Source organism: Streptomyces roseolilacinus, assembly GCF_014649335.1.
In the GTDB taxonomy this organism is placed as follows: domain Bacteria; phylum Actinomycetota; class Actinomycetes; order Streptomycetales; family Streptomycetaceae; genus Streptomyces; species Streptomyces roseolilacinus.
The window spans coordinates 762,049-785,948 of sequence record NZ_BMSV01000001.1; the positions used below are offsets into that span (position 1 = coordinate 762,049).

Annotated in this window: 21 protein-coding genes and 3 tRNA genes; 5 read left to right on the plus strand and 19 right to left on the minus strand. The window is 70.6% G+C overall.

Annotated elements, in window-relative coordinates:
- Positions 1–73: 73 nt before the first annotated feature.
- The 10 genes from IE106_RS03500 to IE106_RS03545 all read right to left on the minus strand — a co-directional run bounded on the left by IE106_RS03500 (position 74) and on the right by IE106_RS03545 (position 13,313).
- Complete coding sequence (locus IE106_RS03500) at positions 74–3,988, minus strand: DNA-directed RNA polymerase subunit beta' (RefSeq protein ID WP_189529715.1); 3,915 nt, start codon at positions 3,986–3,988, stop codon at positions 74–76.
- A 96-nt stretch (positions 3,989–4,084) separates the two neighbouring features.
- Complete coding sequence (gene rpoB / locus IE106_RS03505) at positions 4,085–7,570, minus strand: DNA-directed RNA polymerase subunit beta (RefSeq protein WP_189529716.1); 3,486 nt, start codon at positions 7,568–7,570, stop codon at positions 4,085–4,087.
- Positions 7,571–8,081: 511 nt separating this feature from the next.
- A complete protein-coding gene (gene rplL, locus IE106_RS03510; protein WP_189529717.1) occupies positions 8,082–8,465 on the minus strand; it encodes a 50S ribosomal protein L7/L12 in 384 nt (127 codons plus the stop codon).
- Positions 8,466–8,577: 112 nt separating this feature from the next.
- Positions 8,578–9,108 carry a 50S ribosomal protein L10 gene (gene rplJ, locus IE106_RS03515; RefSeq protein ID WP_023587065.1) on the minus strand — a complete coding sequence of 177 codons (531 nt, stop codon included), beginning with the start codon at positions 9,106–9,108 and terminating at the stop codon, positions 8,578–8,580.
- Between the two features lie 272 nt (positions 9,109–9,380).
- Positions 9,381–10,346, minus strand: a complete 966-nt coding sequence (locus IE106_RS03520; protein ID WP_189529718.1) for an SCO4651 family lipoprotein — start codon at positions 10,344–10,346, stop codon at positions 9,381–9,383.
- Between the two features lie 141 nt (positions 10,347–10,487).
- Positions 10,488–11,210, minus strand: coding sequence for a 50S ribosomal protein L1 (gene rplA, locus IE106_RS03525; RefSeq protein ID WP_031132834.1), 723 nt, complete (start codon positions 11,208–11,210; stop codon positions 10,488–10,490).
- A gap of 78 nt (positions 11,211–11,288) precedes the next feature.
- Positions 11,289–11,723: a 50S ribosomal protein L11 gene (gene rplK, locus IE106_RS03530; protein ID WP_023587070.1), complete on the minus strand. Its 435-nt coding sequence runs from the start codon at positions 11,721–11,723 to the stop codon at positions 11,289–11,291.
- A gap of 180 nt (positions 11,724–11,903) precedes the next feature.
- Positions 11,904–12,773, minus strand: a complete 870-nt coding sequence (gene nusG, locus IE106_RS03535; protein ID WP_373295893.1) for a transcription termination/antitermination protein NusG — start codon at positions 12,771–12,773, stop codon at positions 11,904–11,906.
- A 77-nt stretch (positions 12,774–12,850) separates the two neighbouring features.
- On the minus strand, positions 12,851–13,138 hold the full coding sequence (gene secE, locus IE106_RS03540; RefSeq protein WP_189529720.1) for a preprotein translocase subunit SecE: 288 nt from the start codon (positions 13,136–13,138) through the stop codon (positions 12,851–12,853).
- Between the two features lie 102 nt (positions 13,139–13,240).
- Positions 13,241–13,313, minus strand: a tRNA-Trp gene (locus IE106_RS03545).
- 262 nt (positions 13,314–13,575) lie between these two features.
- On the opposite strand from IE106_RS03545, the gene IE106_RS03550 reads away from it, so the two are divergent.
- A complete protein-coding gene (locus IE106_RS03550; protein ID WP_189529721.1) occupies positions 13,576–14,802 on the plus strand; it encodes a pyridoxal phosphate-dependent aminotransferase in 1,227 nt (408 codons plus the stop codon).
- Positions 14,803–14,928: 126 nt separating this feature from the next.
- Positions 14,929–15,951 (plus strand): adenosine deaminase, encoded by a 1,023-nt coding sequence (locus IE106_RS03555; RefSeq protein ID WP_189529722.1) that lies wholly within the window; start codon positions 14,929–14,931, stop codon positions 15,949–15,951.
- A 39-nt stretch (positions 15,952–15,990) separates the two neighbouring features.
- Here IE106_RS03555 and IE106_RS03560 read toward each other — a convergent pair whose 3' ends face one another.
- Entirely contained in the window at positions 15,991–16,587 is a 597-nt protein-coding gene (locus tag IE106_RS03560; protein ID WP_189529723.1) for a TetR/AcrR family transcriptional regulator, read from the minus strand.
- A gap of 90 nt (positions 16,588–16,677) precedes the next feature.
- Here IE106_RS03560 and IE106_RS03565 point away from each other — a divergent pair, with 90 nt between their 5' ends.
- Complete coding sequence (locus tag IE106_RS03565) at positions 16,678–17,316, plus strand: NAD(P)-dependent oxidoreductase (RefSeq protein ID WP_189529724.1); 639 nt, start codon at positions 16,678–16,680, stop codon at positions 17,314–17,316.
- 9 nt (positions 17,317–17,325) lie between these two features.
- Here IE106_RS03565 and IE106_RS03570 read toward each other — a convergent pair whose 3' ends face one another.
- The 8 genes from IE106_RS03570 to IE106_RS03605 all read right to left on the minus strand — a co-directional run bounded on the left by IE106_RS03570 (position 17,326) and on the right by IE106_RS03605 (position 21,590).
- Positions 17,326–18,192 carry a hypothetical protein gene (locus tag IE106_RS03570; protein WP_189529725.1) on the minus strand — a complete coding sequence of 289 codons (867 nt, stop codon included), beginning with the start codon at positions 18,190–18,192 and terminating at the stop codon, positions 17,326–17,328.
- Positions 18,192–18,722: a SigE family RNA polymerase sigma factor gene (locus IE106_RS03575; protein WP_189529726.1), complete on the minus strand. Its 531-nt coding sequence runs from the start codon at positions 18,720–18,722 to the stop codon at positions 18,192–18,194. Before IE106_RS03575 ends, IE106_RS03570 begins: the two co-directional genes overlap by 1 nt.
- A gap of 112 nt (positions 18,723–18,834) precedes the next feature.
- Positions 18,835–19,890 carry a UDP-N-acetylmuramate dehydrogenase gene (locus tag IE106_RS03580; protein ID WP_189529727.1) on the minus strand — a complete coding sequence of 352 codons (1,056 nt, stop codon included), beginning with the start codon at positions 19,888–19,890 and terminating at the stop codon, positions 18,835–18,837.
- Between the two features lie 267 nt (positions 19,891–20,157).
- Positions 20,158–20,586: a MaoC family dehydratase gene (locus tag IE106_RS03585; protein ID WP_189529728.1), complete on the minus strand. Its 429-nt coding sequence runs from the start codon at positions 20,584–20,586 to the stop codon at positions 20,158–20,160.
- Positions 20,587–20,594: 8 nt separating this feature from the next.
- Positions 20,595–21,047, minus strand: coding sequence for a MaoC family dehydratase N-terminal domain-containing protein (locus IE106_RS03590; RefSeq protein WP_189529729.1), 453 nt, complete (start codon positions 21,045–21,047; stop codon positions 20,595–20,597).
- A gap of 96 nt (positions 21,048–21,143) precedes the next feature.
- Positions 21,144–21,308 (minus strand): 50S ribosomal protein L33, encoded by a 165-nt coding sequence (gene rpmG / locus IE106_RS03595; RefSeq protein ID WP_003948671.1) that lies wholly within the window; start codon positions 21,306–21,308, stop codon positions 21,144–21,146.
- Between the two features lie 89 nt (positions 21,309–21,397).
- Positions 21,398–21,470, minus strand: a tRNA-Met gene (locus IE106_RS03600).
- Positions 21,471–21,517: 47 nt separating this feature from the next.
- Positions 21,518–21,590: transfer RNA gene (locus IE106_RS03605), tRNA-Thr, on the minus strand.
- Between the two features lie 348 nt (positions 21,591–21,938).
- On the opposite strand from IE106_RS03605, the gene IE106_RS03610 reads away from it, so the two are divergent.
- Positions 21,939–23,171 (plus strand): amidohydrolase family protein, encoded by a 1,233-nt coding sequence (locus IE106_RS03610; RefSeq protein ID WP_189529730.1) that lies wholly within the window; start codon positions 21,939–21,941, stop codon positions 23,169–23,171.
- Positions 23,172–23,205: 34 nt separating this feature from the next.
- Complete coding sequence (locus tag IE106_RS03615) at positions 23,206–23,862, plus strand: SDR family oxidoreductase (protein ID WP_189529731.1); 657 nt, start codon at positions 23,206–23,208, stop codon at positions 23,860–23,862.
- The last annotated feature ends 38 nt before the right edge of the window (positions 23,863–23,900 follow it).

Sequence of the window (23,900 nt, forward strand, 5' to 3'; positions counted from 1 at the left end):
GCCGCCCGGGCGCGGACACGCCGAAGGGCGGCCACCCCTCGCGGGGTGACCGCCCTTCGGTCAGGCGACTCGCTTACTGGTTGTACGGACCGTAGTCGTAGTCCTCCAGCGGAACGGCCTGGCCGGAGCCCGTGCCGAACGGCGAGTAGTCGATGTCGTCGTAGCCGACGGCCGAGTACATCGCGGCCTTGGCCTCCTCGGTCGGCTCGACCCGGATGTTGCGGTAGCGGGACAGGCCCGTACCGGCCGGGATGAGCTTACCGATGATGACGTTCTCCTTGAGGCCGATCAGGGAGTCGGACTTGGCGTTGATCGCCGCGTCCGTCAGGACCCTGGTCGTCTCCTGGAAGGAGGCCGCGGACAGCCACGACTCCGTCGCCAGCGACGCCTTGGTGATACCCATCAGCTGCGGACGGCCGGAGGCCGGGTGGCCGCCTTCCTGGACCACACGACGGTTCTCCTGCTCGAAGCGCGAGCGCTCCACGAGCTCGCCCGGCAGCAGCTCCGCGTCGCCGGACTCGATGATCGTCACGCGGCGCAGCATCTGCCGGATGATGATCTCGATGTGCTTGTCGTGGATCGACACGCCCTGCGAGTTGTAGACCTTCTGCACCTCGCCGACCAGGTGGACCTGGACGGCCCGCTGACCGAGGATGCGCAGCACGTCGTGCGGGTTCTCGGTACCCACGGTGAGCTTCTGGCCCACCTCGACGTGGTCGCCCTCGCCGACCAGGACACGGGCGCGCTTGGAGATCGGGTACGCCGTCTCGTCGCTGCCGTCGTCCGGCGTGATGACGATCTTCTTGGTCTTCTCGGTCTCCTCGATCCGCACGCGGCCGGAGGCCTCGGCGATCGGCGCCATGCCCTTGGGGGAACGGGCCTCGAAGAGCTCGACGACACGCGGCAGACCCTGCGTGATGTCGTCACCAGCCACACCACCGGTGTGGAAGGTACGCATCGTCAGCTGGGTACCGGGCTCACCGATGGACTGGGCGGCGATGATGCCGACCGCCTCACCGATGTCGACCAGCTTGCCGGTGGCGAGCGAACGGCCGTAGCAGTACGCACACGTGCCGACCGCGGACTCGCAGGTGAGGACCGAGCGGGTCTTGACCTGCTCGACACCCGCCGCGATGAGCTGGTCGATGAGCACGTCGCCCAGGTCGACGTTGGCCGGCGCGATGACCTTGCCGTCCACGACGACGTCCTCGGCGAGCATCCGCGCGTACACGGACGTCTCGACGTCGTCCGCCTTGCGCAGCACACCGGCCTCGTCGCGCGCGCCGATCCGCAGCTTCAGACCGCGGTCGGTGCCGCAGTCCTCCTCGCGGATGATCACGTCCTGCGAGACGTCCACCAGACGACGGGTCAGGTAACCCGAGTCGGCGGTACGCAGGGCGGTGTCGGCGAGACCCTTACGGGCACCGTGCGTGGAGATGAAGTACTCCAGCACGGACAGGCCCTCGCGGAAGGACGCCTTGATCGGACGCGGGATGGTCTCGTTCTTGGCGTTCGACACCAGACCACGCATACCGGCGATCTGACGCATCTGCATCATGTTTCCACGAGCACCCGAGTTCACCATCATGAAGATGGGGTTGGTCTTCGGGAAGTTCTCGTTCATGGCCTCGGCGACCTCGTTGGTCGCCTTGGTCCAGATCGCGATGAGCTCCTGCGTGCGCTCGTCCTTGGTGATCAGACCGCGCTCGTACTGCTTCTGGACCTTCTCGTCCTGCGCCTCGTAGCCGCGGACGATCTCCTTCTTCGCCTCCGGGACGACGACGTCCGAGATGGCGACGGTGACGCCGGAGCGGGTGGCCCAGTAGAAGCCCGCCGCCTTCAGGTTGTCGAGCGTCGCCGCCACGATGACCTTCGGGTAGCGCTCGGCGAGGTCGTTGACGATCTCGGAGAGCTGCTTCTTGCCGACCGTGTAGTCGACGAACGGGTAGTCCTCGGGCAGCAGCTCGTTGAAGAGCGCGCGGCCCAGGGTCGTACGCAGACGGAAGCTGTCGCCCGGCTGCCACGCGTCCGCACCGGCGGAGTCGTCGTCGCCCTCGGTGACCGGGGGCGTCCAGCCGCGGGGCGGGACGGAACCGATCGGGAAGCGGATGTCGACCTTCGCCTGGAGCGACAGCTCCCGGGCGTCGAAGGCCATGATCGCCTCGGCGGTGGAGTTGAAGGCGCGGCCCTCACCCCTGACCTCGCGCTCCTCCTCGTCCGTGGTGAGGAAGAAGAGGCCCAGCACCATGTCCTGGGTCGGCATGGTGACCGGACGGCCGTCGGCCGGCTTGAGGATGTTGTTCGAGGACAGCATCAGGATGCGGGCCTCGGCCTGCGCCTCCGCGGAGAGCGGCAGGTGGACGGCCATCTGGTCACCGTCGAAGTCCGCGTTGAACGCGGTGCAGACGAGCGGGTGGATCTGGATGGCCTTGCCCTCGACCAGCTGCGGCTCGAAGGCCTGGATGCCGAGGCGGTGCAGCGTGGGCGCACGGTTCAGCAGCACCGGGTGCTCGGCGATGACCTCTTCGAGCACGTCGTACACGACCGTGCGGCCGCGCTCGACCATGCGCTTGGCCGACTTGATGTTCTGCGCGTGGTTCAGGTCGACCAGGCGCTTCATCACGAACGGCTTGAAGAGCTCCAGCGCCATGGCCTTGGGCAGACCGCACTGGTGCAGCTTGAGCTGCGGGCCGACGACGATGACGGAACGCGCCGAGTAGTCGACTCGCTTGCCGAGCAGGTTCTGACGGAAGCGGCCCTGCTTGCCCTTGAGCATGTCGGACAGCGACTTCAGCGGACGGTTGCCGGGGCCCGTGACCGGGCGGCCGCGGCGGCCGTTGTCGAAGAGCGCGTCGACGGCCTCCTGGAGCATGCGCTTCTCGTTGTTCACGATGATCTCGGGCGCGCCGAGGTCGAGAAGCCGCTTCAGGCGGTTGTTGCGGTTGATGACGCGGCGGTACAGGTCGTTCAGGTCGGAGGTCGCGAAGCGGCCACCGTCCAGCTGCACCATCGGACGCAGGTCCGGCGGGATCACCGGGACGCAGTCCAGCACCATGCCCTTGGGGCTGTTGCTGGTCTGCAGGAAGGCGGAGACGACCTTGAGGCGCTTGAGCGCGCGGGTCTTCTTCTGGCCCTTGCCGGTACGGATGATCTCGCGGAGCTTCTCGGCCTCCTCCTCGAGGTCGAAGGACTCCAGGCGCTTCTGCAGCGCGGCGGCGCCCATCGAGCCGTCGAAGTAGGTGCCGAAGCGGTCGCGCAGCTCGCGGTAGAGCAGCTCGTCGCCCTCCAGGTCCTGGACCTTGAGGTTCTTGAAGCGGCTCCACACCTCGTCGAGGCGGTCGATCTCGCGCTGGGCGCGGTCGCGCAGCTGCTTCATCTCGCGCTCGGCGCCCTCGCGGACCTTGCGGCGCACGTCGGCCTTGGCGCCCTCGGTCTCCAGCTCGGCCAGGTCGGACTCGAGCTTCTTGGCCCGGCCCTCGAGGTCGGCGTCGCGGCGCTGCTCGATCTGCTGGCGCTCGACGGAGACGTGGGCCTCCAGCGACGGCAGGTCGCGCTGGCGGCGCTCCTCGTCGACGTACGTGATCATGTACGCCGCGAAGTAGATGACCTTCTCGAGGTCCTTCGGGGCGAGGTCCAGCAGGTAGCCCAGCCGGGACGGGACGCCCTTGAAGTACCAGATGTGGGTGACGGGGGCGGCGAGCTCGATGTGGCCCATCCGCTCGCGGCGCACCTTGGCGCGGGTGACCTCGACGCCACACCGCTCACAGATGATGCCCTTGAAGCGGACGCGCTTGTACTTGCCGCAGTAGCACTCCCAGTCCCGGGTCGGACCGAAGATCTTCTCGCAGAAGAGACCGTCCTTCTCGGGCTTCAGGGTGCGGTAGTTGATGGTCTCCGGCTTCTTGACTTCGCCGTGGGACCACTGCCGGATGTCGTCCGCGGTGGCCAGGCCGATCCGCAGCTCGTCGAAGAAGTTGACGTCGAGCACTATGCGTCAATCCCTCTCAGGGTTCGTGTCAATCAATGGTCTGTACGGGTCGCTGGGAGGCCGGCCGGACCTCGCGGGGTCCGGCCGGCCGACCCGTCAGACCTCTTCGACGCTGCTCGGCTCGCGCCGGGACAGGTCGATGCCGAGCTCCTCCGCCGCGCGGAAGACGTCCTCGTCGGTGTCGCGCATCTCGATGGACATGCCGTCCGAGGACAGCACCTCCACGTTGAGGCACAGGGACTGCATCTCCTTGATGAGCACCTTGAAGGACTCCGGGATGCCGGGCTCGGGGATGTTCTCGCCCTTGACGATGGCCTCGTAGACCTTCACGCGGCCGGTGACATCGTCGGACTTGATGGTCAGCAGCTCCTGGAGGGCGTACGCGGCGCCGTAAGCCTCCAGCGCCCACACCTCCATCTCACCGAAGCGCTGGCCACCGAACTGAGCCTTACCACCCAGCGGCTGCTGGGTGATCATCGAGTACGGGCCGGTCGAACGGGCGTGCAGCTTGTCGTCGACCAGGTGGTGCAGCTTGAGGATGTACATGTACCCGACCGAGATCGGGTCCGGGAACGGCTCGCCGGAGCGGCCGTCGAACAGGCGCGCCTTGCCGGACGGCAGCATCAGGCGGTCGCCGTCGCGGTTGGGGAGGGTGTGCTCCAGCAGACCGGCCAGCTCGTCCTCGCGGGCACCGTCGAAGACCGGGGTCGCGACGTTGGTGCGGGGCTCGACCTGGTCGGCGCCGATGGTCTGGAGCCGCTTGGCCCAGTCGTCGGCGAGTCCGGAGACGTCCCAGCCCTGGCTGGCGAGCCAGCCGAGGTGGATCTCCAGGACCTGTCCCGGGTTCATTCGGGACGGCACACCGAGCGGGTTGAGGATGATGTCGACCGGGGTGCCGTCCTCCAGGAACGGCATGTCCTCGATCGGCAGGATCTTGGAGATGACGCCCTTGTTGCCGTGGCGGCCGGCGAGCTTGTCACCGTCGGTGATCTTGCGCTTCTGCGCGACGTAGACGCGCACCAGCTGGTTCACACCGGGGGGAAGCTCGTCGCCCTCCTCGCGGTCGAAGACGCGCACGCCGATGACCTTGCCGGTCTCACCGTGCGGCACCTTCAGCGAGGTGTCACGGACCTCACGGGCCTTCTCACCGAAGATCGCGCGGAGCAGGCGCTCCTCCGGGGTCAGCTCGGTCTCACCCTTCGGGGTGACCTTGCCGACCAGGATGTCGCCGGCGACGACCTCGGCACCGATGCGGATGATGCCGCGCTCGTCGAGGTCGGCGAGGACCTCCTCGGAGACGTTCGGGATGTCCCGGGTGATCTCCTCGGGGCCCAGCTTGGTGTCACGGGCGTCGACCTCGTGCTCCTCGATGTGGATCGAGGAGAGGACGTCGTCCTGGACGAGGCGCTGCGACAGGATGATCGCGTCCTCGTAGTTGTGGCCCTCCCACGGCATGAACGCCACGAGGAGGTTCTTGCCGAGCGCCATCTCGCCGTTCTCGGTGGCCGGGCCGTCGGCCAGGACCTGGCCCTCGATGACCCGGTCGCCCTCGGCGACGATGACCTTCTGGTTGACCGAGGTGCCCTGGTTGGAGCGGGCGAACTTGGCCAGGCGGTACGTGATGTACGTGCCGTCGTCGTTGGCCACGGTGATGTAGTCCGCGGAGAGCTCCTGGACCACACCGTCCTTCTCCGCCTTGACCACGTCGCCGGCGTCGACGGCGGAGCGGTACTCCATGCCGGTGCCGACGAGCGGGGACTCGGACTTGATCAGCGGTACGGCCTGGCGCATCATGTTCGCGCCCATGAGGGCGCGGTTGGCGTCGTCGTGCTCGAGGAACGGGATCATGGCGGTCGCGACCGACACCATCTGGCGCGGCGAGACGTCCATGTAGTCCACGTCGTCACCGGCGACGTAGTCGACCTCACCGCCACGGCGGCGGACGAGCACGCGGTTCTCGGCGAAGCGCATGTCCTCGGTCAGGCCGGCGTTGGCCTGGGCGATGACGAAGCGGTCCTCCTCGTCGGCGGTCAGGTAGTCCACCTCGTCGGTGACCTGGCCGTCGACGACCTTGCGGTACGGCGTCTCGACGAAGCCGAACGCGTTGACGCGGCCGTACGAGGCGAGCGAACCGATCAGACCGATGTTCGGGCCTTCGGGGGTCTCGATCGGGCACATGCGTCCGTAGTGGGACGGGTGCACGTCTCGGACCTCGAAGCCGGCCCGCTCACGGGACAGACCACCCGGGCCGAGCGCGGACAGACGACGCTTGTGCGTCAGCCCGGACAGCGGGTTGTTCTGGTCCATGAACTGCGACAGCTGGCTGGTGCCGAAGAACTCCTTGATGGAGGCGACGACCGGCCGGATGTTGATCAGGGTCTGCGGCGTGATCGCCTCGACGTCCTGGGTGGTCATGCGCTCGCGCACGACGCGCTCCATCCGGGCCAGACCCGTGCGGACCTGGTTCTGGATGAGCTCGCCGACGTTGCGCAGGCGGCGGTTGCCGAAGTGGTCGATGTCGTCGGTCTCGACGACGATCGTCGAGCCGTTCTCGCCGACGGTCTCGGTCTCGCCCGCGTGGAGCTTGACCAGGTACTTGATCGTCGCGATGACGTCGTCGACGGTGAGGACACCGGCGTCGAGCGGCTCGTCGGCACCGAGCTTCTTGTTGACCTTGTAGCGGCCGACCTTGGCCAGGTCGTAGCGCTTCGGGTTGAAGTAGAGGTTCTCCAGCAGCGTCTGGGCGGCCTCACGCGTCGGGGGCTCGCCCGGACGGAGCTTGCGGTAGATGTCGAGCAGCGCGTCGTCCTGGCCCTGGGTGTGGTCCTTCTCCAGGGTGGCGCGCATGGACTCGTACTCGCCGAACTCCTGCAGGATCTGCTCGGTGGTCCAGCCGAGCGCCTTGAGGAGGACGGTCACGGACTGCTTGCGCTTGCGGTCGATGCGGACACCGACCATGTCGCGCTTGTCGATCTCCATCTCCAGCCAGGCACCCCGGGAGGGGATGATCTTGGCGGAGAAGATGTCCTTGTCGGACGTCTTGTCGATGGAGGAGTCGAAGTACACGCCCGGCGAGCGCACGAGCTGCGACACCACGACACGCTCGGTGCCGTTGATGACGAAGGTGCCCTTGTTCGTCATGAGCGGGAAGTCGCCCATGAAGACGGTCTGGGACTTGATCTCGCCGGTCTCGTTGTTGGTGAACTCGGCCGTGACGAAGAGCGGCGCGGCGTAGGTGAAGTCGCGCTCCTTGCACTCGTCGATGGAGTTCTTCGGGGGCTCGAAGCGGTGGTCGCGGAAGGTCAGCGACATCGACCCGGAGAAGTCCTCGATCGGCGAGATCTCCTCGAAGATCTCTTCCAGACCGGACTTGGTGGGGACGTCCTGTCCGTTCTCGAGAGCCGCCTCGACACGAGCCTTCCACGCGGCGTTGCCGAGCAGCCAGTCAAAACTCTCGGTCTGCAGCGCGAGGAGGTTCGGAACCTCGAGGGGCTCCTTGATCTTTGCAAAGGAGATGCGCAGCGGGGCGGTGCTTGCGCCGTTGTTCGTATTCGCGGTCGAGGCGTTGCGCGAGGCGGCCAAGAGGGGGTCCTTCCGAGGGCTCGGACTCACTACGCGCGTACCGGTCCCAAGCCGAGCAAGAAGTCCCGAAATCCCAGGTCAGGGTATTCGGTCCACGGTGCTCTTGCGAGGGTATGCCCCTGGTGACGGGCAGGGGGCAGCTAACAGGCAGCGCAAAGGGACAGTGTAGCCACTTGGCCCACTGATGTCCAGGGCGAGTAATTCGCAACCCTCGTTGTTCTCATCTCCGTGGTACCTCGCGCCTCGGCGCACATCGATACTGCCCGTTCGGTCGTCGATCCATGCCTCGGATCCGGATCGTTGTGACGACGCGTCCTGAGAATTGCGCGCGGCGTGCGGTTCGTCAAGGCCCCCGGCCCCGCGGACGCACGGCGAAGATCACCATACTCCGTCCGCGTCCGGGTGCACGACAGGTGCCGCGGGGACGCCGAAGGGCGACCACCCGGATGGGTGATCGCCCTTGGGAACGCCCCCAGGGGGCGTCAGCGCGAGTCAGGAGACCCGCAGGAGGTCACTTGACCTCGACGGACGCGCCGGCGCCCTTGAGGGCCTCGGCGGCCTTCTCCGCGGCCTCCTTGTTGACCTTCTCGAGGACCGGCTTCGGGGTGCCGTCGACGAGGTCCTTGGCCTCCTTCAGGCCCAGGGAGGTCAGCTCACGGACGACCTTGATGACCTGGATCTTCTTCTCGCCGGCACCGGTGAGGATGACGTCGAACTCGTCCTTCTCCTCCTCGGCCTCGGCGGCCGGGGCACCCGGGACGCCGGCGGCGACGGCCACCGGGGCGGCGGCGGTGACGTCGAACTTCTCCTCGAACGCCTTCACGAACTCGGAGAGCTCGATGAGGGTCATCTCCTCGAACTGCGCGAGCAGGTCTTCCTGAGACAGCTTCGCCATGATGGCGGTCCTTCCACTAATTCGGCAGGTGCCGGATGTACATGTGTGGCGGGCGTACGTTGGGCCCGCTGTGACCGTCGCCGGTCAGGCGGCGGTCAATGTGCGAGCCGAATTACTCGGCACCGCCCTGCTCGGCCTGCTTGGCGCGCAGCGCGTCCACGGTGCGGACGAGCTTCGACGGGAGCGCCTGGAAGAGCGCGGCAGCCTGGGACTGCTTGCCCTTCATGGCGCCCGCCAGCTTGGCGAGCAGAACCTCGCGGGACTCGAGGTCCGCAAGCTTCTTGATCTCATCGGCGGACAGCGCCTTGCCGTCAAGGACACCGCCCTTGATGATCAGGTTCGGGTTGTCCTTGGCGAAGTCACGAAGACCCTTCGCCGACTCCACCGGGTCACCGGTGATGAAGGCGACCGCCGTCGGACCAGTGAACTGGTCGTCCAGCGACGTGATCCCGGCCTCGTTGGCCGCAATCTTGGTCAGCGTGTTCTTCACCACGGCGTACTGGGCGTTCTCACCGAGCGAACGGCGCAGCTGCTTGAGCTGTGCCACGGTGAGACCGCGGTACTCGGTCAGCACGGCGGCGTTCGAGCTGCGGAACTTGTCCGTCAGCTCGGCAACCGCAGCAGACTTGTCGGGCCTCGCCATGAGCCTCGGCCTCCTTCCGGGTGATTCGGACCGCGATGGCTGAAGGAAGGAGACTGGGCAAAACGAAACGCCCCGGCGCAGGCGCACGGGGCGTGACTCGACCGGACGGCATGCCCGGGAGTACATCCACTGTCACCTGCGCAGGCCGTCCGTAGCTAGCGGATCCTTCGGCGGCTGCACCCTGCGGGCACAGCTACGACCAGCGGTCTTTGGCTTCTGTGGAAGACTACGTGACCGGGCTGCCGTCAAGCAAATCGGCCGGAAGGTCCGGATCAGGCGTCGGCCCCCTCGGCGCCCTCCAGCGCCTCGGAGAGCTTCTTCATCATCTCCATGAAGTCGAAGGTCTGCCCGGCCGGCGGGGCCTGGACGGCGGCCTTGGTGCCGTAGTCCGAGTACGCCACGGACATCTCGACCTCGCCCCCGGGGGTGGCCATGCCGACGTCCATCCTGACGGGGTAGCCGTCGCCGTTGACCCAGACCTCCGTGTCGTACGCCGTCAGGCCGCCCTCCTTCATCGTGGCGACCAGCTCCTCGCGCTCCTTCGCGGAGAGCACGGACAGCGACTTGTTGGAGGCGACCATCTCGTCGACCGTGAACGTGCCCTTGTAGTGCTGCGTGTCGACGCCGTCGACCTTCTCCGGGCCGACGTGCTTCAGGTTCGGCGAGTCGAGCAGCAGGGCGAGCTGCTTGGCCGGGTCCTGGTTCATGCTCTCCAGGCTGCCGGTGAGCTGCTTCCGGAGGGCCGCGTCACCGGTCTTCTCGCCGAGCGCCTTGAAGTCGAGCTTCATCCAGCGCTTGCCGTCCAGCTCCTCGGGAGCCTTGTCCCCCATGTCCATGTACATGACGTCGTCGACCATGACCATGCGGAAGCCGTCCGCGTCGCCCGCCCCCGCGCCGAGGCCCGGCACGCCACCGGTGACGGTGATGTCCATCACGCCGGGGTTCCAGCCCACGACGCCGGTCATCTCCATCTCGCCGCCGCCCGCCCCCGCGGCCGCGCCGGCACCGCCCGCCAGGCCCTCGGGCACGGTCATCGTCATCCGCACCCTGGCGGACTTCGCGGCGGCGGTCTTCTCGTACGCCGCCTGGATCACCTGGGCCGCCGAGGACCACTGCGGCTGGCCGGCCGGCGCGTCCGCGGCCTTCTTCCCGTCGCCGCCCTGGCAGCCCGTCACGCCGGCGAGCACCACCATCGCCGCCACCGCGACACCCGGACGGCCGAACACGGAGACCTTCATACCCCACCCCTACGTACGTGCGATCTTCTCTTCACGAGGACGCTAGCCCACCGCTCTGACAACCGCGTACGAAAAAACCGGCCCCCGCCCCTCCGGAGAGGTGCGGGGACCGGCCTTCGTCGACCGTGCGAGCCGTCAGGCTCAGACCGCGGCCGGGTCCTCCTCGACGAGGAGGTTCCGGGTGCGGTTGGCGTCCAGCGGGATGCCGGGGCCCATGGTGGTGGTCAGGGTCGCCTTCTTGATGTAGCGGCCCTTCGCGGCGGACGGCTTCAGACGGAGGATCTCCTCCAGCGCCGCGGCGTAGTTCTCGACCAGCTTGGTCTCGTCGAACGACACCTTGCCGATGATGAAGTGCAGGTTCGCGTGCTTGTCGACACGGAACTCGATCTTGCCGCCCTTGATGTCCGTCACGGCCTTGGCGACGTCCATCGTGACCGTGCCGGTCTTCGGGTTCGGCATCAGACCACGGGGGCCGAGGACGCGGCCGAGGCGGCCGACCTTGCCCATGAGGTCCGGGGTGGCGACGACGGCGTCGAAGTCCAGACGGCCCTTCGCGACCTCGTCGATCAGTTCGTCGGAGCCGACGATGTCGGCGCCCGCGGCCTCCGCGGCCGCAGCACGGTCACCGGTCGCGAAGACCAGGACCCGGGCGGTCTTACCGGTGCCGTGCGGAAGGTTCACGGTGCCACGGACCATCTGGTCGGCCTTGCGCGGGTCGACACCCAGGCGGAAGGCGACCTCGACGGTGCCGTCGAACTTGGTGGTGGCGGTGTCCTTGGCGAGACGGACGGCCTCGAGGGGGGCGTAGTTACGCTCCCGGTCGACCTTGGCGTCCGCGCCGCGGAGAGCCTTGCTGCGCTTCACTTCTTCTCCTGCTTTCAGGTATGGAGTCGTGGTCCGGGCCAGCGCGTGGCCCTTCCACAGGGGTCAGACGGGAGCTGTTCAGCCCTCGACCGTGATGCCCATGGAACGGGCGGTGCCGGCGATGATCTTCTCGGCGGCGTCCAGGTCGTTCGCGTTGAGGTCGGGCATCTTGGTCGTGGCGATCTCGCGGACCTGGGCGCTCGTCAGCTTGGCGACCTTGGTCTTGTGCGGCTCGCCGGAGCCCTTCTCCACACCCGCGGCCTTGAGGATCATCCTCGACGCCGGCGGGGTCTTGGTGATGAAGGTGAAGGAGCGGTCCTCGTAGACCGTGATCTCCACCGGGATGACCCAGCCGCGCTGCGACTCGGTCGCGGCGTTGTAGGCCTTGCAGAACTCCATGATGTTGACGCCGTGCTGACCCAGCGCGGGGCCGACCGGCGGAGCCGGGTTGGCGGCACCGGCCTGGATCTGGAGCTTGATAAGCCCCGTGACCTTCTTCTTCTTGGGAGGCATAGCTCTCTCCGGGTCCTAGTGAGAGTGTTCGGCCGCCATCCGATGTCGTCCGACATCATCCGGATGGAGGCATACCGCACAACGATAACGGGTATGGCTGCGCGTCCAAAAACCGAGCAGGTCAGAGGGCGGAAGACGCCACTCTGACCTGCCCGAGGACTGACCGAGAACCGACCGGGGTCAGTTCTTCTGGATCTGGTCGAAGCTGAGCTCGACCGGGGTCTCGCGACCGAAGATCTCGACGAGGCCCTTGACCTTCTTCGAGTCGGCGTTGATCTCGTTGATCGTGGCCTGCAGCGTCGCGAACGGGCCGTCGGTGACGGTGACGGAGTCCCCGACCTCGAAGTCCAGGACCTGCACCTCGACCTTGCGGGCGGGCGCCGGCTTGCCCTCGGCCTCGGCGGCCTCGCGGGCGGCCTTCTCCTCGGCCTCCGGGGCGAGCATCTTGACGATCTCGTCCAGCGTCAGCGGGTACGGGTCGTAGGCGTTGCCCACGAAGCCGGTCACGCCGGGCGTGTTGCGCACGACGCCCCAGGACTCGTTCGTCAGGTCCATGCGGACGAGCACGTAGCCGGGCAGCTTGTTCTGCCGGACGTTCTTGCGCTCGCCGTTCTTGATCTGGACGATCTCTTCCTCGGGGACCTCGGCCTGGTAGATGAAGTCCTCGACGTTCAGCGAGACGGCGCGCTGCTCCAGGTTGGCCTTCACGCGCTTCTCGTAGCCCGCGTAGGTGTGGATCACGTACCACTCGCCCGGGAGGCCGCGCAGCTCGTCGCGGAGCGCGGCGACCGGGTCGACGGGGGCGGCCGGCTCGGCCTCCTCGTCACCCTCGGCCTCGTCCTCGGCGTCCTCGACGGTCTCGGCGTCCGCCTCCTCGGCGGTCCCGGCGTCCGCGGCGTCCTCGTCCTCGACGGTCTCGTCCTCGACGGTCTCGACGTCCTCGGTCGTCTCACCGGCAGCGGCGTCCGCAGCTTCCGCCTGGTCCTCGTCGGCCGCCTCGACGACGTCGAGCTCGTCCTGGGCGGACTCGTTCAGGTTCGGGTCAGACACGGTGGCTGCTTCTTCCTGGATACAGATGGGGTGGAACATGCGAAAAGGGACGCCGGGGTGGGCGCCCTCCGCGGGAATCAGCCGAAGACGTACTTGACTGCTTCCTTGAAGCCGAAGTCGATGCCGGTCACCATGCCGATCATGATGACGACGAAGATGATCACGACCGTCGTGTAGGTGGTCAGCTGGCTGCGAGTGGGCCAGACGACCTTGCGCAGCTCGGCGACGATCTGACGGTAGAACAGCGCGAGACGGCCCAGGGGGCCCTTCTTGGCGCGCTTGCCGCCCTTGCGGCCCTTCTTCTTGGACTCCGGCGCTTCGTCCTCGGCATCAGGCATGTCGATGGAGCCTACGGCGTCCGTCACGTCTCTCACCTGATTCCGGGTCGGCCGTGCCGCGCCCGGGTGGAGCCGCACGGCGGTGCAATGGAGTACATACCTGCGCACACATCCTGGCGGTGTGTGTAGCAGGGCCGGAGGGACTTGAACCCCCAACCGCTGGTTTTGGAGACCAGTGCTCTACCAATTGAGCTACGACCCTTTGTCGTTCTCCCCCAACCTACCGCATCCAGAGCGGTGCTCACGGTGTGGTCGGTGAGGGCCAACGAGCAGAGAGTGTACGTGCTCAGCGCCCCTTCGTCGAACAGACAGCCCCGGCGGTCTTCGCGCCGCCCTTCCGGATCCGCCGCCTCCGCCCGTCCGCGCGACCTTCCGGGCCCCCTCGCGAACGGGTGGTCGACACCGTCGTCCACTGGGCGAAACCTGTGTGTCCGGCCCTCGCGGGGTCTGGGACGATGGGCCGTATGAGCGCTGCAACTCCTCCGACCGAGCGCCGGGTCTCCGCCCGCATCGGCGCGATCTCCGAGTCCGCGACCCTCGCCGTCGACGCCAAGGCCAAGGCCCTCAAGGCCGCCGGGCGCCCGGTGATCGGCTTCGGCGCGGGCGAGCCCGACTTCCCGACGCCCGACTACATCGTCGAGGCGGCCGTGGAGGCCTGCCGCAACCCGAAGTACCACCGCTACACGCCGGCCGGCGGCCTGCCCGAGCTGAAGGCCGCGATCGCCGCCAAGACGCTGCGGGACTCCGGGTACGAGGTGGACCCCTCCCAGATCCTGGTCACCAACGGCGGCAAGCAGGCGATCTACGAGGCGTTCGCCGCGATCCTGGACCCGGGCGACGAGGTCATCGTCCCGGCTCCCTACTGGACGACGTACCCGGAGTCGATCCGGCTGGCCGGCGGCGTTCCGGTGGAGGTCGTCGCCGACGAGACGACCGGTTACCGCGTCTCCGTGGAGCAGCTGGAGGCGGCCCGCACGGAGCGGACCAAGGTCGTCCTGTTCGTGTCCCCGTCCAACCCGACCGGCGCCGTCTACGCGCGCGAGGACGCCGAGGCGATCGGCCGCTGGGCCGTCGAGCACGGCCTGTGGGTCCTGACGGACGAGATCTACGAGCACCTCGTGTACGGCGACGCGACCTTCACCTCGCTGCCGGCGCTCGTCCCCGAGCTGCGCGAGAAGTGCATCGTGGTCAACGGCGTGGCCAAGACGTACGCCATGACGGGCTGGCGCGTCGGGTGGATCGTCGGCCCGAAGGACGTCGTGAAGGCCGCGACGAACCTCCAGTCGCACGCCACGTCGAACGTCTCGAACGTCGCCCAGGTGGCCGCGCTCGCCGCCGTCTCCGGCGACCTCGACGCGGTCGCGGAGATGCGCACGGCCTTCGACCGGCGCCGCCAGACGATCGTGCGGATGCTGAACGAGATCGACGGCGTGATCTGCCCGACGCCGGAGGGCGCCTTCTACGCGTACCCCTCGGTGAAGGGGCTCCTGGGCAAGGAGATCCGCGGGAAGCGCCCGCAGACGTCCGTCGAGCTGGCGGCGCTGATCCTGGACGAGGCCGAGGTCGCCGTGGTCCCGGGCGAGGCCTTCGGCACGCCGGGCTACCTGCGCCTGTCGTACGCGCTGGGCGACGAGGACCTGGTCGAGGGCGTGTCGCGGATCCAGAAGCTGCTGGCGGAGGCGCGCGACTAGGCGCGCGCCGACCGACGCGCGGGCCCCGGCCGGGCTTCCCGGCCGGGGCCCGCTTCTTCGTTCCCGCGGGTACCCGTTCGGAGAAAGGGGCTGTTTGGGGGCGCCGGTCTGCGGCAGGATCCCGGGATGGAGCACGTCCGCGATCTGAAACTGCTGCCGAAGGCCCACCTGCACCTGCACTTCACGGGCTCGATGCGGCCCTCCACCCTGCTGGAGCTGGCCGACAAGTACGGCGTCCACCTGCCCGAGGCCCTGACCGGCGGGGAGCCGCCGCGCCTGCGGGCCACCGACGAGCGCGGCTGGTTCCGGTTCCAGCGGCTGTACGACATCGCCCGGTCGTGCCTGCGGGAACCGGAGGACATCCGGCGGCTGGTGCTGGAGGCCGCCGAGGAGGACGTGCGGGACGGGTCGGGCTGGCTGGAGATCCAGGTGGACCCCACCTCGTACGCGCCGCGGCTGGGGGGTCTGATCCCGGCGCTGGAGATCATCCTGGACTCGGTGGAGGCGGCCTCGCGGGACACCGGCCTGGGGATCCGCGTCGTGGTGGCGGCGAACCGGATGAAGCACCCGCTGGACGCGCGCACGCTGGCCCGGCTGGCGGTGCGGTACGCGGACCGGGGCGTCGTCGGGTTCGGGCTGTCGAACGACGAGCGGCGCGGGTTGGCGCGGGACTTCGACCGGGCGTTCGCGATCGCCCGGGAGGGCGGGCTGCTGGCGGCGCCGCACGGCGGTGAGCTGACGGGCCCGGCGTCGGTCCGGGACTGCCTGGACGACCTGCGGGCGTCGCGCATCGGACACGGCGTGCGGGCCGTGGAGGACCCGCGGCTGCTGCGGCGGCTGGCCGAGAAGGGCGTGACGTGCGAGGTGTGCCCGGCGTCGAACGTGGCGCTGGGGGTGTACGAGAGGCCCGAGCACGTGCCGCTGCGGGCGTTCTTCGACGCGGGCGTGCCGATGGCGCTGGGCGCGGACGACCCGCTGCTGTTCGGGGCGCGGCTGGCCGACCAGTACGAGATCGCCCGGCGCCACCACGGCTTCACGGACGCCGAGCTGGCGGAGCTGGCGCGGCAGTCGGTGCGGGGGTCGGTGGCGCCGGAGGACACGCGCGCGAAGCTGCTGGCGGGGATCGACACCTGGCTGGCCGACGGGTGACCGGCCCCGCAGCGGGCCGGTCGCGGGCCGGCCGCCCGGTCAGGCGAGGCCGGTGAGCAGGGTGCGGGCGAGGGCGGCGGCGAAGGTGTCGACGTCCTGCGGGGGCCTCGCGCCGACGGTGGCGTCGTAGGCGAAGGCGCGCTGGGCGCAGGCGCCGAGGAGCAGGGAGGCGGCCGCGAAGGTGTCGGCGTCGGGGCGGACGCGGCCGGCGTCGCGCTCGGCGCGGAGGTAGGCGTCGAGCGCCTCGATGGGGGTGTGCGGGCCGGTGCCGAGGTCGCGCATGGCCCGGTCGTGGCGGGCCTTGAGCCGGGTCTCGGCGTACAGGGAGGCGGCGATCGGGAAGCTCTCGGCGTAGAAGAGGGTGGCGCGGCGGGCGATTTCGGTGAGGTTCTCCTCGACGCTGCGGTCGCCGGCGTCGGGCGCGGCGGCGAGCCGGTCGAGGAGGGGGCCGAGTGCGGGGAGGCGCTCGCGCAGGACCGCGGTGAACAGCTCCTCCTTGCTCGCGTAGTACTTGTAGAGCGCCGCCTCGGAGCACCCGGCCGCCTTGGCGATCTCCTTGGTGGTGGTGCGGGCGAGGCCGACGGTGAGCCACAGCTCGTGGGCGGCGTCGAGGATCCGTTCCCGCGCGGGTTTCATCGTCGGTCCTCCGGCTGCGCTTGACGGTGGGTGCGTGCTCGCCCACCCTAAGGGTGAGTGAATACTTACCCACCACGGTTCGGAGGCGTCATGAGGATCACCGTGTTCGGCGCGACGGGCGGCGTCGGCCGTGAGATCGTCCGCCAGGGGCTGGAAGCGGGCCACCACGTCACGGCGGTGGTGCGCGACCCCTCGCGGCTGCCCGTGCGGCACGGGGAGCGCCTGGAGGTGTTCACGGCCGCCCGCCTGGACGACCCGGAGGCGCTGCGGCCGGCGGTGGCGGGGCGGGACGCGGTGCTGTCGGGGCTGGGCCCGCGCGGCCGCGGCCAGGTGGGCGTCGCCTCGTCGCTGACCCGGTCGGTGCTGCGGGCGATGGAGGCCGAGGGGGTGCGGCGGTTCCTTGCGGTGAGCGCGGCGCCGCTGGGGCCCGTACCGCAGGACGAGACGCCGTGGCTGCGGCTGCTGACCCCGGTGGTCTCGTGGGTCCTGCGGGCCCACTACGACGACCTGCGGGCCATGGAGACCGCCCTGCGGGACAGTGCCGCGGACTGGACGTCGGTCCGGCCGCCGCGGCTGGTGGACGCCCCGCTGACCGGGCGGTACCGGACGGCGCTCGACGCCAACCCTCGCGGCGGCGCCAGGATCGCGCGGGCCGACGTGGCGCACGCGATGCTGGCGCTGACGACCGACCCGGCGGCGGTGCGGCGGGCGGTGGGGGTGGCGTACTGAGCCGGTGGCTCACGCGCAGGCGGGCGGTTCCTCACCGGGCGCGGCCGGTACGAAGTCGATCCGGGGCAGGCCCGGCGCCTCGAACCTGAGCGAGTCCCCCGTCATCCTCGCGAAGCCCCGCACGCCGAGGTGCCGGCCCGATCCGTCCATGCCGGTCTCCGCCTGGTAGTCGCGCGCGGTCCTCCACGTCCGCCCGTCGAAGACGGTGTGGCGGAGGCCGCAGTGGACGTACAGGCCGTGCGGGTACCAGACCCCGGCCCGCGCCTCCTCGGCCGCCGGCTTCCCCGGGTGCGGCGCCGGCAGGCCCGGGCAGGGGGCGCTGCCGCCGGGCGCGGGCCGGAAGGTCATCGGCGGCCTCGGGGACCCCTTCCCGAACTCGAACACGGCCGTGTCCTCCGAGACCAGCCTCATGTGGCCGGACAACCGGTCCGACACGACGCTGGTGCGCGTCCGGCTCATGCGCGTGCCGGAGTCCGGCACGGGGTCCCGCAGCCCCTCGCCGACCCACTCCCGGCCGCCGAACACGGCGTACCGGTACCGGCAGCTGCCGACCAGGTCGTACGCGTAGGCGGCGCCGATCTCGGGTTCGGCCGGCCCGAGCCTCAGCGGCAGGTCCGAAGGGTCGGCCGAGCCGCTGGTGGTGGCCGCCACGGAGTCCGGGGAGGGCGCGGGGCCGCCCGTCCAGCGCAGCCCCAGCACCGACCCCGTCGCCACCAGCACCGTGGCCGCCCCGGCCGCCAGCGCGCGCCGCCGGTGGCGGGTGCGGCGGCCGAGGGCCACCACCGCGCCGGTCGGCGGGGCCGCGCCGGCCGTTCCGTCCGCGCCGGCGAGCTCCCTCAGGCCCCGCCGCAGCTCGTCCTCGTCGATGTGGGTCATCACCTGCCCCTTCCCGCGTAGCCGGCGAGCGCGCCCGCGGCACGCAGCCGCTCCAAGGCCCTGTTGGTCCGGCTCTTGACCGTCCCGGGCGAACAGCCGAGCAGGTCGGCCGTCTCCTCCACCGACAGGTCCTCGTAGAAGCGGAGCACCACCACGGCCCGCTGGGCGCGGGGCAGGGCGCCGAGGGCGCGGGCCAGTTCCAGCCGCGCCTCGACACCGCCCGCCATGTCCCGGCCGTCCGCCGCGACGGCGCCCTCGCCGCCGGGGTGGGCGGTCTCGGTGTGCCAGCGGCGGCGGCGCCAGGTCGCGTACAGGTTGACGACGACCCTGCGCGCGTACGCCTGCGGGGACACCCAGCTCCCGGACCGGCCCCAGTGCAGGTACACCTTCACCAGCGCGGCCTGCACGAGGTCCTCGGCGGCGTGCCGGTCACCCGTCAGGAGGCGGGCGGTGCGCAGCAGCGACGCGTACGACGCCTCGGTGAACTCCGTGAAGTCCTGGTCGTGCGCCGTGGACGAACGCGTCCTCACCGGTGATCCCCCTGCCCAGCGGATGGTGGTCCCGGTGCGTGCTCCGAGGGACCCTGTCACCCACTCGACAACCTGGGGGACCCGGTGGGTTCCGTCCGGTTCCCGGGCCGCGTCAGAGGCTGACGCCGACCGTCACCGGCTCGTTGACCAGCGTGACGCCGAACGCGTCCCGGACGCCGTCGACGACCTCGCGCGCGAGGGCGAGGAGGTCCTCGGTGGTGGCGTCGCCGCGGTTGGTGAGGGCCAGGGTGTGCTTGGTGGAGATGCGGGCGGGCCCGGCGCCGTACCCCTTGGTGAAACCGGCCCGGTCGATCAGCCAGGCCGCCGACGTCTTGGTCCGGCCGTCGCCCGCGGGGTAGGCGGGCGGGGTCGTGTCGGGGCCGAGGCGGTCGTGCACGCGGGCGAGGAACGCGGCGTACGCGGCGTCGTCCAGGATCGGGTTGGTGAAGAACGACCCGGCGGACCAGGTGTCGTGGTCGTCGGGGTCGAGGACCATGCCCTTGCCGGCGCGCAGGGCGAGGACGGTCTCGCGGGCGGCGGCCACGGGGACGCGGTCGCCGGGTTCGACGCCCAGGGCGCGGGCGGTCTCCGCGTACCGCAGGGGGGCGCTCATCCCCCCGGCGTCCTCCAGCGCGAACCGGACGCGCAGGACGACGAACCGGTCGGGGTCGGCCTTGAAGCGGCTGTGCCGGTAGGAGAAGGCGCAGTCGGCGCCGGAGAGGGTGACGACCTCCTCGGCGCGGCGGTCGTACGCCACGACCTCGGTGAGGGTGGTGGCGACCTCCTGGCCGTACGCGCCGACGTTCTGGATCGGGGTGGCGCCGGCCGAGCCGGGGATGCCGGCCAGGCACTCGATGCCGGCGAGCCCGGCCTCGACGGTGCGGGTGACGGCGTCGGACCACACCTCGCCCGCGGCCAGCTCCAGCCGCGTGCCGTCGAGGGCGAGACCGCGGGTGGCGATGCGCAGGGCGGTGCCGTCGAAGCCCTTGTCGCCGATGACCAGGTTGGAGCCGCCGCCGATGACCAGCAGCGGCGTACCGGTCCGGTCGGCCTCGCGCACGGCGGTGACGACCTCGTCATCGGTACGGGCGGTGATCAGCCGCCGGGCGGGCCCCCCGAGCCGGAAGGTGGTCAGCGGGGCGAGCGGAGCGTCATGGGTAACCTGCACCCGCCCAGCCTACGGTGCGCCCGGCACGGGCCCCGGCCCACGGCGGCGGTGCGCGCTCCGGGGGCGGGTGCCCGGCGGCGGCGCGCTCGGGGAGCGGGTGCGCGGCGGGGGTGTCGCGTTCCGGGAGGGGCGTCCCGTGGTGGCGGCGCGCTCGGGAACGGGGGCCCCGCGGTGGCGCGTGCTCCGGGAGCGGGTGCGCGGCGGCCGGGCCGGCCCGTCGTCGTACCGGCGCGGGTACGGCGGGCCGGCGCGGCCGGCGGCGGGGGCTCAGGCGAGCCGGACCACCGCGCGGGACATGCCCAGGACCTTCTGGCCCTCGCTCGTGGCCGTCAGGTCGACGCGGACGCGGCGGTCGTCGAGCTTGGCCGCGACCTTGGCGGTGACCCGGATCAGCGCGCCGGTGTCGTCGTCCGGGACGACGACCGGCTTCGTGAAGCGGACGCCGTACTCGACGACCGCGCCCGGGTCGCCCGTCCAGTCGGTGACGACGCGCACGGCCTCGGCCATCGTGAACATGCCGTGCGCGATGACGTCCGGCAGGCCGACCTCGCGGGCGAACCTCTCGTTCCAGTGGATGGGGTTGAAGTCGCCGGACGCGCCCGCGTACTGCACCAGCGTGGCGCGCGTCACGGGGAATTCCTGCGGCGGCAGCTCCGTGCCGACCTCGACCTCGTCGAAAGAGACCTTCGCGGTCATGGTGTTCCTCACGCCTCCTCCGCCGCACGCGCCACGAGCTTCGTCCACGCCGTCACGACGTGCTCGCCCGCCTCGTCGTGGACCTCACCCCGGATGTCGAGGATGTCGTTCCCGGCGAGCGACTTGATCGCCTCGATGGTGGAGGTGACCGCCAGCCGGTCCCCCGCCCGTACGGGCCGGCTGTACGCGAACTTCTGGTCGCCGTGCACGACCCGGCTGTAGTCCAGTCCGAGCTGCGGATCGGCGATCACCTGGCCGGCGGCCTTGAACGTGATGGCGAACACGAAAGTCGGCGGGGCGATCACATCGGGGTAGCCGAGCGCTTTCGCCGCCTCCGTGTCGGTGAAGACCGGGTTCGCGTCTCCGATGGCCTCGGCGAACTCGCGGATCTTTTCCCTGCCGACCTCGTACGGCGCGGTGGGCGGATAGCTCCGCCCGACGAAGGACTGGTCGAGCGCCATGTAGCCGGTACCTCCTGCGGTCCTTGCTCTGGGGGCTTGCTGGGGAAACGACACGAGGCCGTCCCCGATGGGGACGGCCTCGTGTACGAGCCTGTTTCAGCGCGTTTCGCGGTGCGCAGTGTGCGCGTTGCAGCGCGGGCAGTGCTTCTTCATCTCAAGACGGTCCGGGTTGTTACGCCGGTTCTTCTTGGTGATGTAGTTCCGCTCCTTGCACTCCACGCAGGCCAGCGTGATCTTCGGGCGGACGTCGGTGGCAGCCACGTGAGTGCTCCTTGACGGACGGATGGACGGATGGAACGCATAAAAGAGTAGCCGATCGAAGGACCGACCCCACAATCGGCTACCAGGAGTAGCGGTGACCGGACTTGAACCGGTGACACAGCGATTATGAGCCGCTTGCTCTACCGACTGAGCTACACCGCTTTGATGTATGGATCCCCTCACCCGAAGGTGAGGGTCCCCTACACCAGAGCCCCAATACGGAATCGAACCGTAGACCTTCTCCTTACCATGGAGACGCTCTGCCGACTGAGCTATTGGGGCGAGCGATGAAGACATTACACGGTCTGCGGCCGTTCACCCAAATCCGTTTGGCCGGGCCCGCGGGCCGCCCCGGCAACGGCCCCCGGACGGCCCCGTGAGCGACCCTCCGAAGGCCCCGCGAGCGGTCACTCGAAGGTCCCCGGACGGCGCCCGGACGACCTCCGCGCGAGGTCGCCGCCCGCGCGCCCGACGCCCGGCCGCCGGCCTTCGGCCCCTCCCGCCCCACACCCGGTACGACTATTTCGCTCCTCCCCGAAGCCCGGACGGCGGCGCCCTAGGCTCGGCTCACGCCGCGCGCCCTCGCCCCGCACCCGCCCCGCACGGCCTCGTGACCTCCCCGGGAGCCCGATGTCCTCCGACAGCCAGCAGCCGCGGCCACCCGAGGGCGCGACCACCGACACCACCGCGCTGCTGCTGTGCGGCGCCCGCCTCACCGACGGGCGGACCGTCGACGTACGGCTCAGCGGCGGGCGGATCGAGGCCGTCGGCACACCCGGCAGCCTCGGCTCCCACGGCGCCCGCGTCGACCTCGCCGGGTACCTCCTGCTGCCGGCCCCCGCCGAGCCGCACGCCCACGCCGACACGGCGCTCGGCGGCGACGCGGCCGGCCCCGTCTCGTACGCCGCCGAGGACGTCCAGCGGCGCGCCACGGAGGCCGCGCTGCTCCAGCTGGGCCACGGGGCGACGGCGCTGCGCGCGCACGTGCGGATCGGGGACGTCCAGGGGCTGGCGCCGCTGGAGGCCGTCCTGCAGGCACGGCGCTCGCTGCGCGGGCTGGCCGACCTGACGACGGTGGCGGTGCCCCGGCTGCTGACGGGCGTGGCGGGGGCGGACGGGCTGGCGATGCTGCGGGACGCGGTGAAGATGGGCGCGTCGGTGGTGGGCGGCTGCCCGGACCTCGACCCGGACCCGGCGGGGTACGCGGAGGCGGTGCTGGAGGTGGCGGCGGAGCACGGCCGCCCCGTGGACCTGCACACGGACGGTGACGACCCGGCGCGGCTGGCGCGGCTGGCGGCGATGGCGGGCGGGCTGCGGCCGGGGGTGGCGATCGGCCCGTGCGGGGCGCTGGCGCGGCTGCCGGTGGACGCGCGGTCGCGGGTGGCGGACCGGCTGGCGGCGGCCGGGGTGACGGTGACCTGCCTGCCGCAGGGCGGGTGCGCGGGCACGGAGGTGCGGGGCGTGGCGCCGGTGCGGCTGCTGCGGTCGGCGGGTGTGCGGGTCGCGGCGGGCAGCGGCGCGCTGCGCGACCTGGCGAACCCGGTGGGGCGCGGCGACCCGCTGGAGGCGGCGTACCTGCTGGTCTCGCAGGGCGGGCTGCGGCCGGCGGAGGCGTACGGGGCGGTCAGCGAGGCCGCGCGGGAGGCGATGGGGCTGCCGCCGGTGCGGGTGGAGGCGGGGTTCCCGGCGGAGCTGCTGGCGGTGCGCGGGGAGCGGCTGGCGGGGGTGCTGTCGCTGGCGTACAGCCGGATCGTGGTGCACCGGGGGCGGGTGGTGGCGCGCACGAGTGCGGTGCGGGAGTACTGCGACTCGGCGGCGGCGCTGGAACTGCCGCGACAGGTCCGGCCGGACGCACGTCCGTGAGCGCTTCGCGCGCGCGGGCCGTACGGTCGTGAGCATGCGCATTGTCATCGCTGGAGGACACGGTCGGATCGCGCGGCGCCTGGAGCGCCTGCTGACGGCGGCCGGACACGAGGTCGGGGGCATCATCCGGAAGCTGGAGCAGGCGGACGCCCTGCGCGAGGCGGGCGCCGAACCGGTGGTCCTGGACATGGAGTCGGCGTCCCTGGAGATGGTCGCGGCGGTCCTGCAGGGGGCGGACGCGGCGGTCTTCGCGGCGGGCGCGGGGCCGGGCAGCGGAGCGGCACGCAAGGAGACGGTGGACCGGGACGCGGCGATCCTGTTCGCCGACGCGGCGGAGCGGGCGGGGGTGCGGCGGCACCTGGTGGTGTCCTCGATGGGCGCGGACCCGGCGCACGAGGGCGACGAGGTGTTCGACGCGTACCTGCGCGCGAAGGGCGCCGCGGACGCCCACGTACGCGGCAAGGACACCCTGGACTGGACGATCCTGCGCCCGGGCATGCTGACGGACGACGCGGGCACGGGCCTGGTCCGCCTGGAGGCGTCCACGGGCCGCGGCCCGATCCCCCGCGACGACGTGGCGGCGGTCCTGGCCGAGCTCCTGGAGACCCCGGCGACGGCGGGCCTGACCCTGGAACTCGTCTCGGGCCAGACCCCGATCCCGGTGGCGGTGAGAGCCGTGGCCGGCAACTGACCGACGCCTTCCCGGTCCCGGGCGGCGACCGCCGTTTG

Bases quoted from the DNA above. Each gene is read 5' to 3' on its own strand.
- rplL (WP_189529717.1), bottom strand. From the start codon at position 8,465: ATGGCGAAGCTGTCTCAGGAAGACCTGCTCGCGCAGTTCGAGGAGATG.
- rplJ (WP_023587065.1), bottom strand. From the start codon at position 9,108: ATGGCGAGGCCCGACAAGTCTGCTGCGGTTGCCGAGCTGACGGACAAG.
- IE106_RS03520 (WP_189529718.1), bottom strand. From the start codon at position 10,346: ATGAAGGTCTCCGTGTTCGGCCGTCCGGGTGTCGCGGTGGCGGCGATG.
- rplK (WP_023587070.1), bottom strand. From the start codon at position 11,723: ATGCCTCCCAAGAAGAAGAAGGTCACGGGGCTTATCAAGCTCCAGATC.
- IE106_RS03550 (WP_189529721.1), top strand. From the start codon at position 13,576: ATGAGCGCTGCAACTCCTCCGACCGAGCGCCGGGTCTCCGCCCGCATC.
- IE106_RS03555 (WP_189529722.1), top strand. From the start codon at position 14,929: ATGGAGCACGTCCGCGATCTGAAACTGCTGCCGAAGGCCCACCTGCAC.
- IE106_RS03560 (WP_189529723.1), bottom strand. From the start codon at position 16,587: ATGAAACCCGCGCGGGAACGGATCCTCGACGCCGCCCACGAGCTGTGG.
- IE106_RS03565 (WP_189529724.1), top strand. From the start codon at position 16,678: ATGAGGATCACCGTGTTCGGCGCGACGGGCGGCGTCGGCCGTGAGATC.
- IE106_RS03570 (WP_189529725.1), bottom strand. From the start codon at position 18,192: ATGACCCACATCGACGAGGACGAGCTGCGGCGGGGCCTGAGGGAGCTC.
- IE106_RS03585 (WP_189529728.1), bottom strand. From the start codon at position 20,586: ATGACCGCGAAGGTCTCTTTCGACGAGGTCGAGGTCGGCACGGAGCTG.
- IE106_RS03590 (WP_189529729.1), bottom strand. From the start codon at position 21,047: ATGGCGCTCGACCAGTCCTTCGTCGGGCGGAGCTATCCGCCCACCGCG.
- IE106_RS03610 (WP_189529730.1), top strand. From the start codon at position 21,939: ATGTCCTCCGACAGCCAGCAGCCGCGGCCACCCGAGGGCGCGACCACC.
- IE106_RS03615 (WP_189529731.1), top strand. From the start codon at position 23,206: ATGCGCATTGTCATCGCTGGAGGACACGGTCGGATCGCGCGGCGCCTG.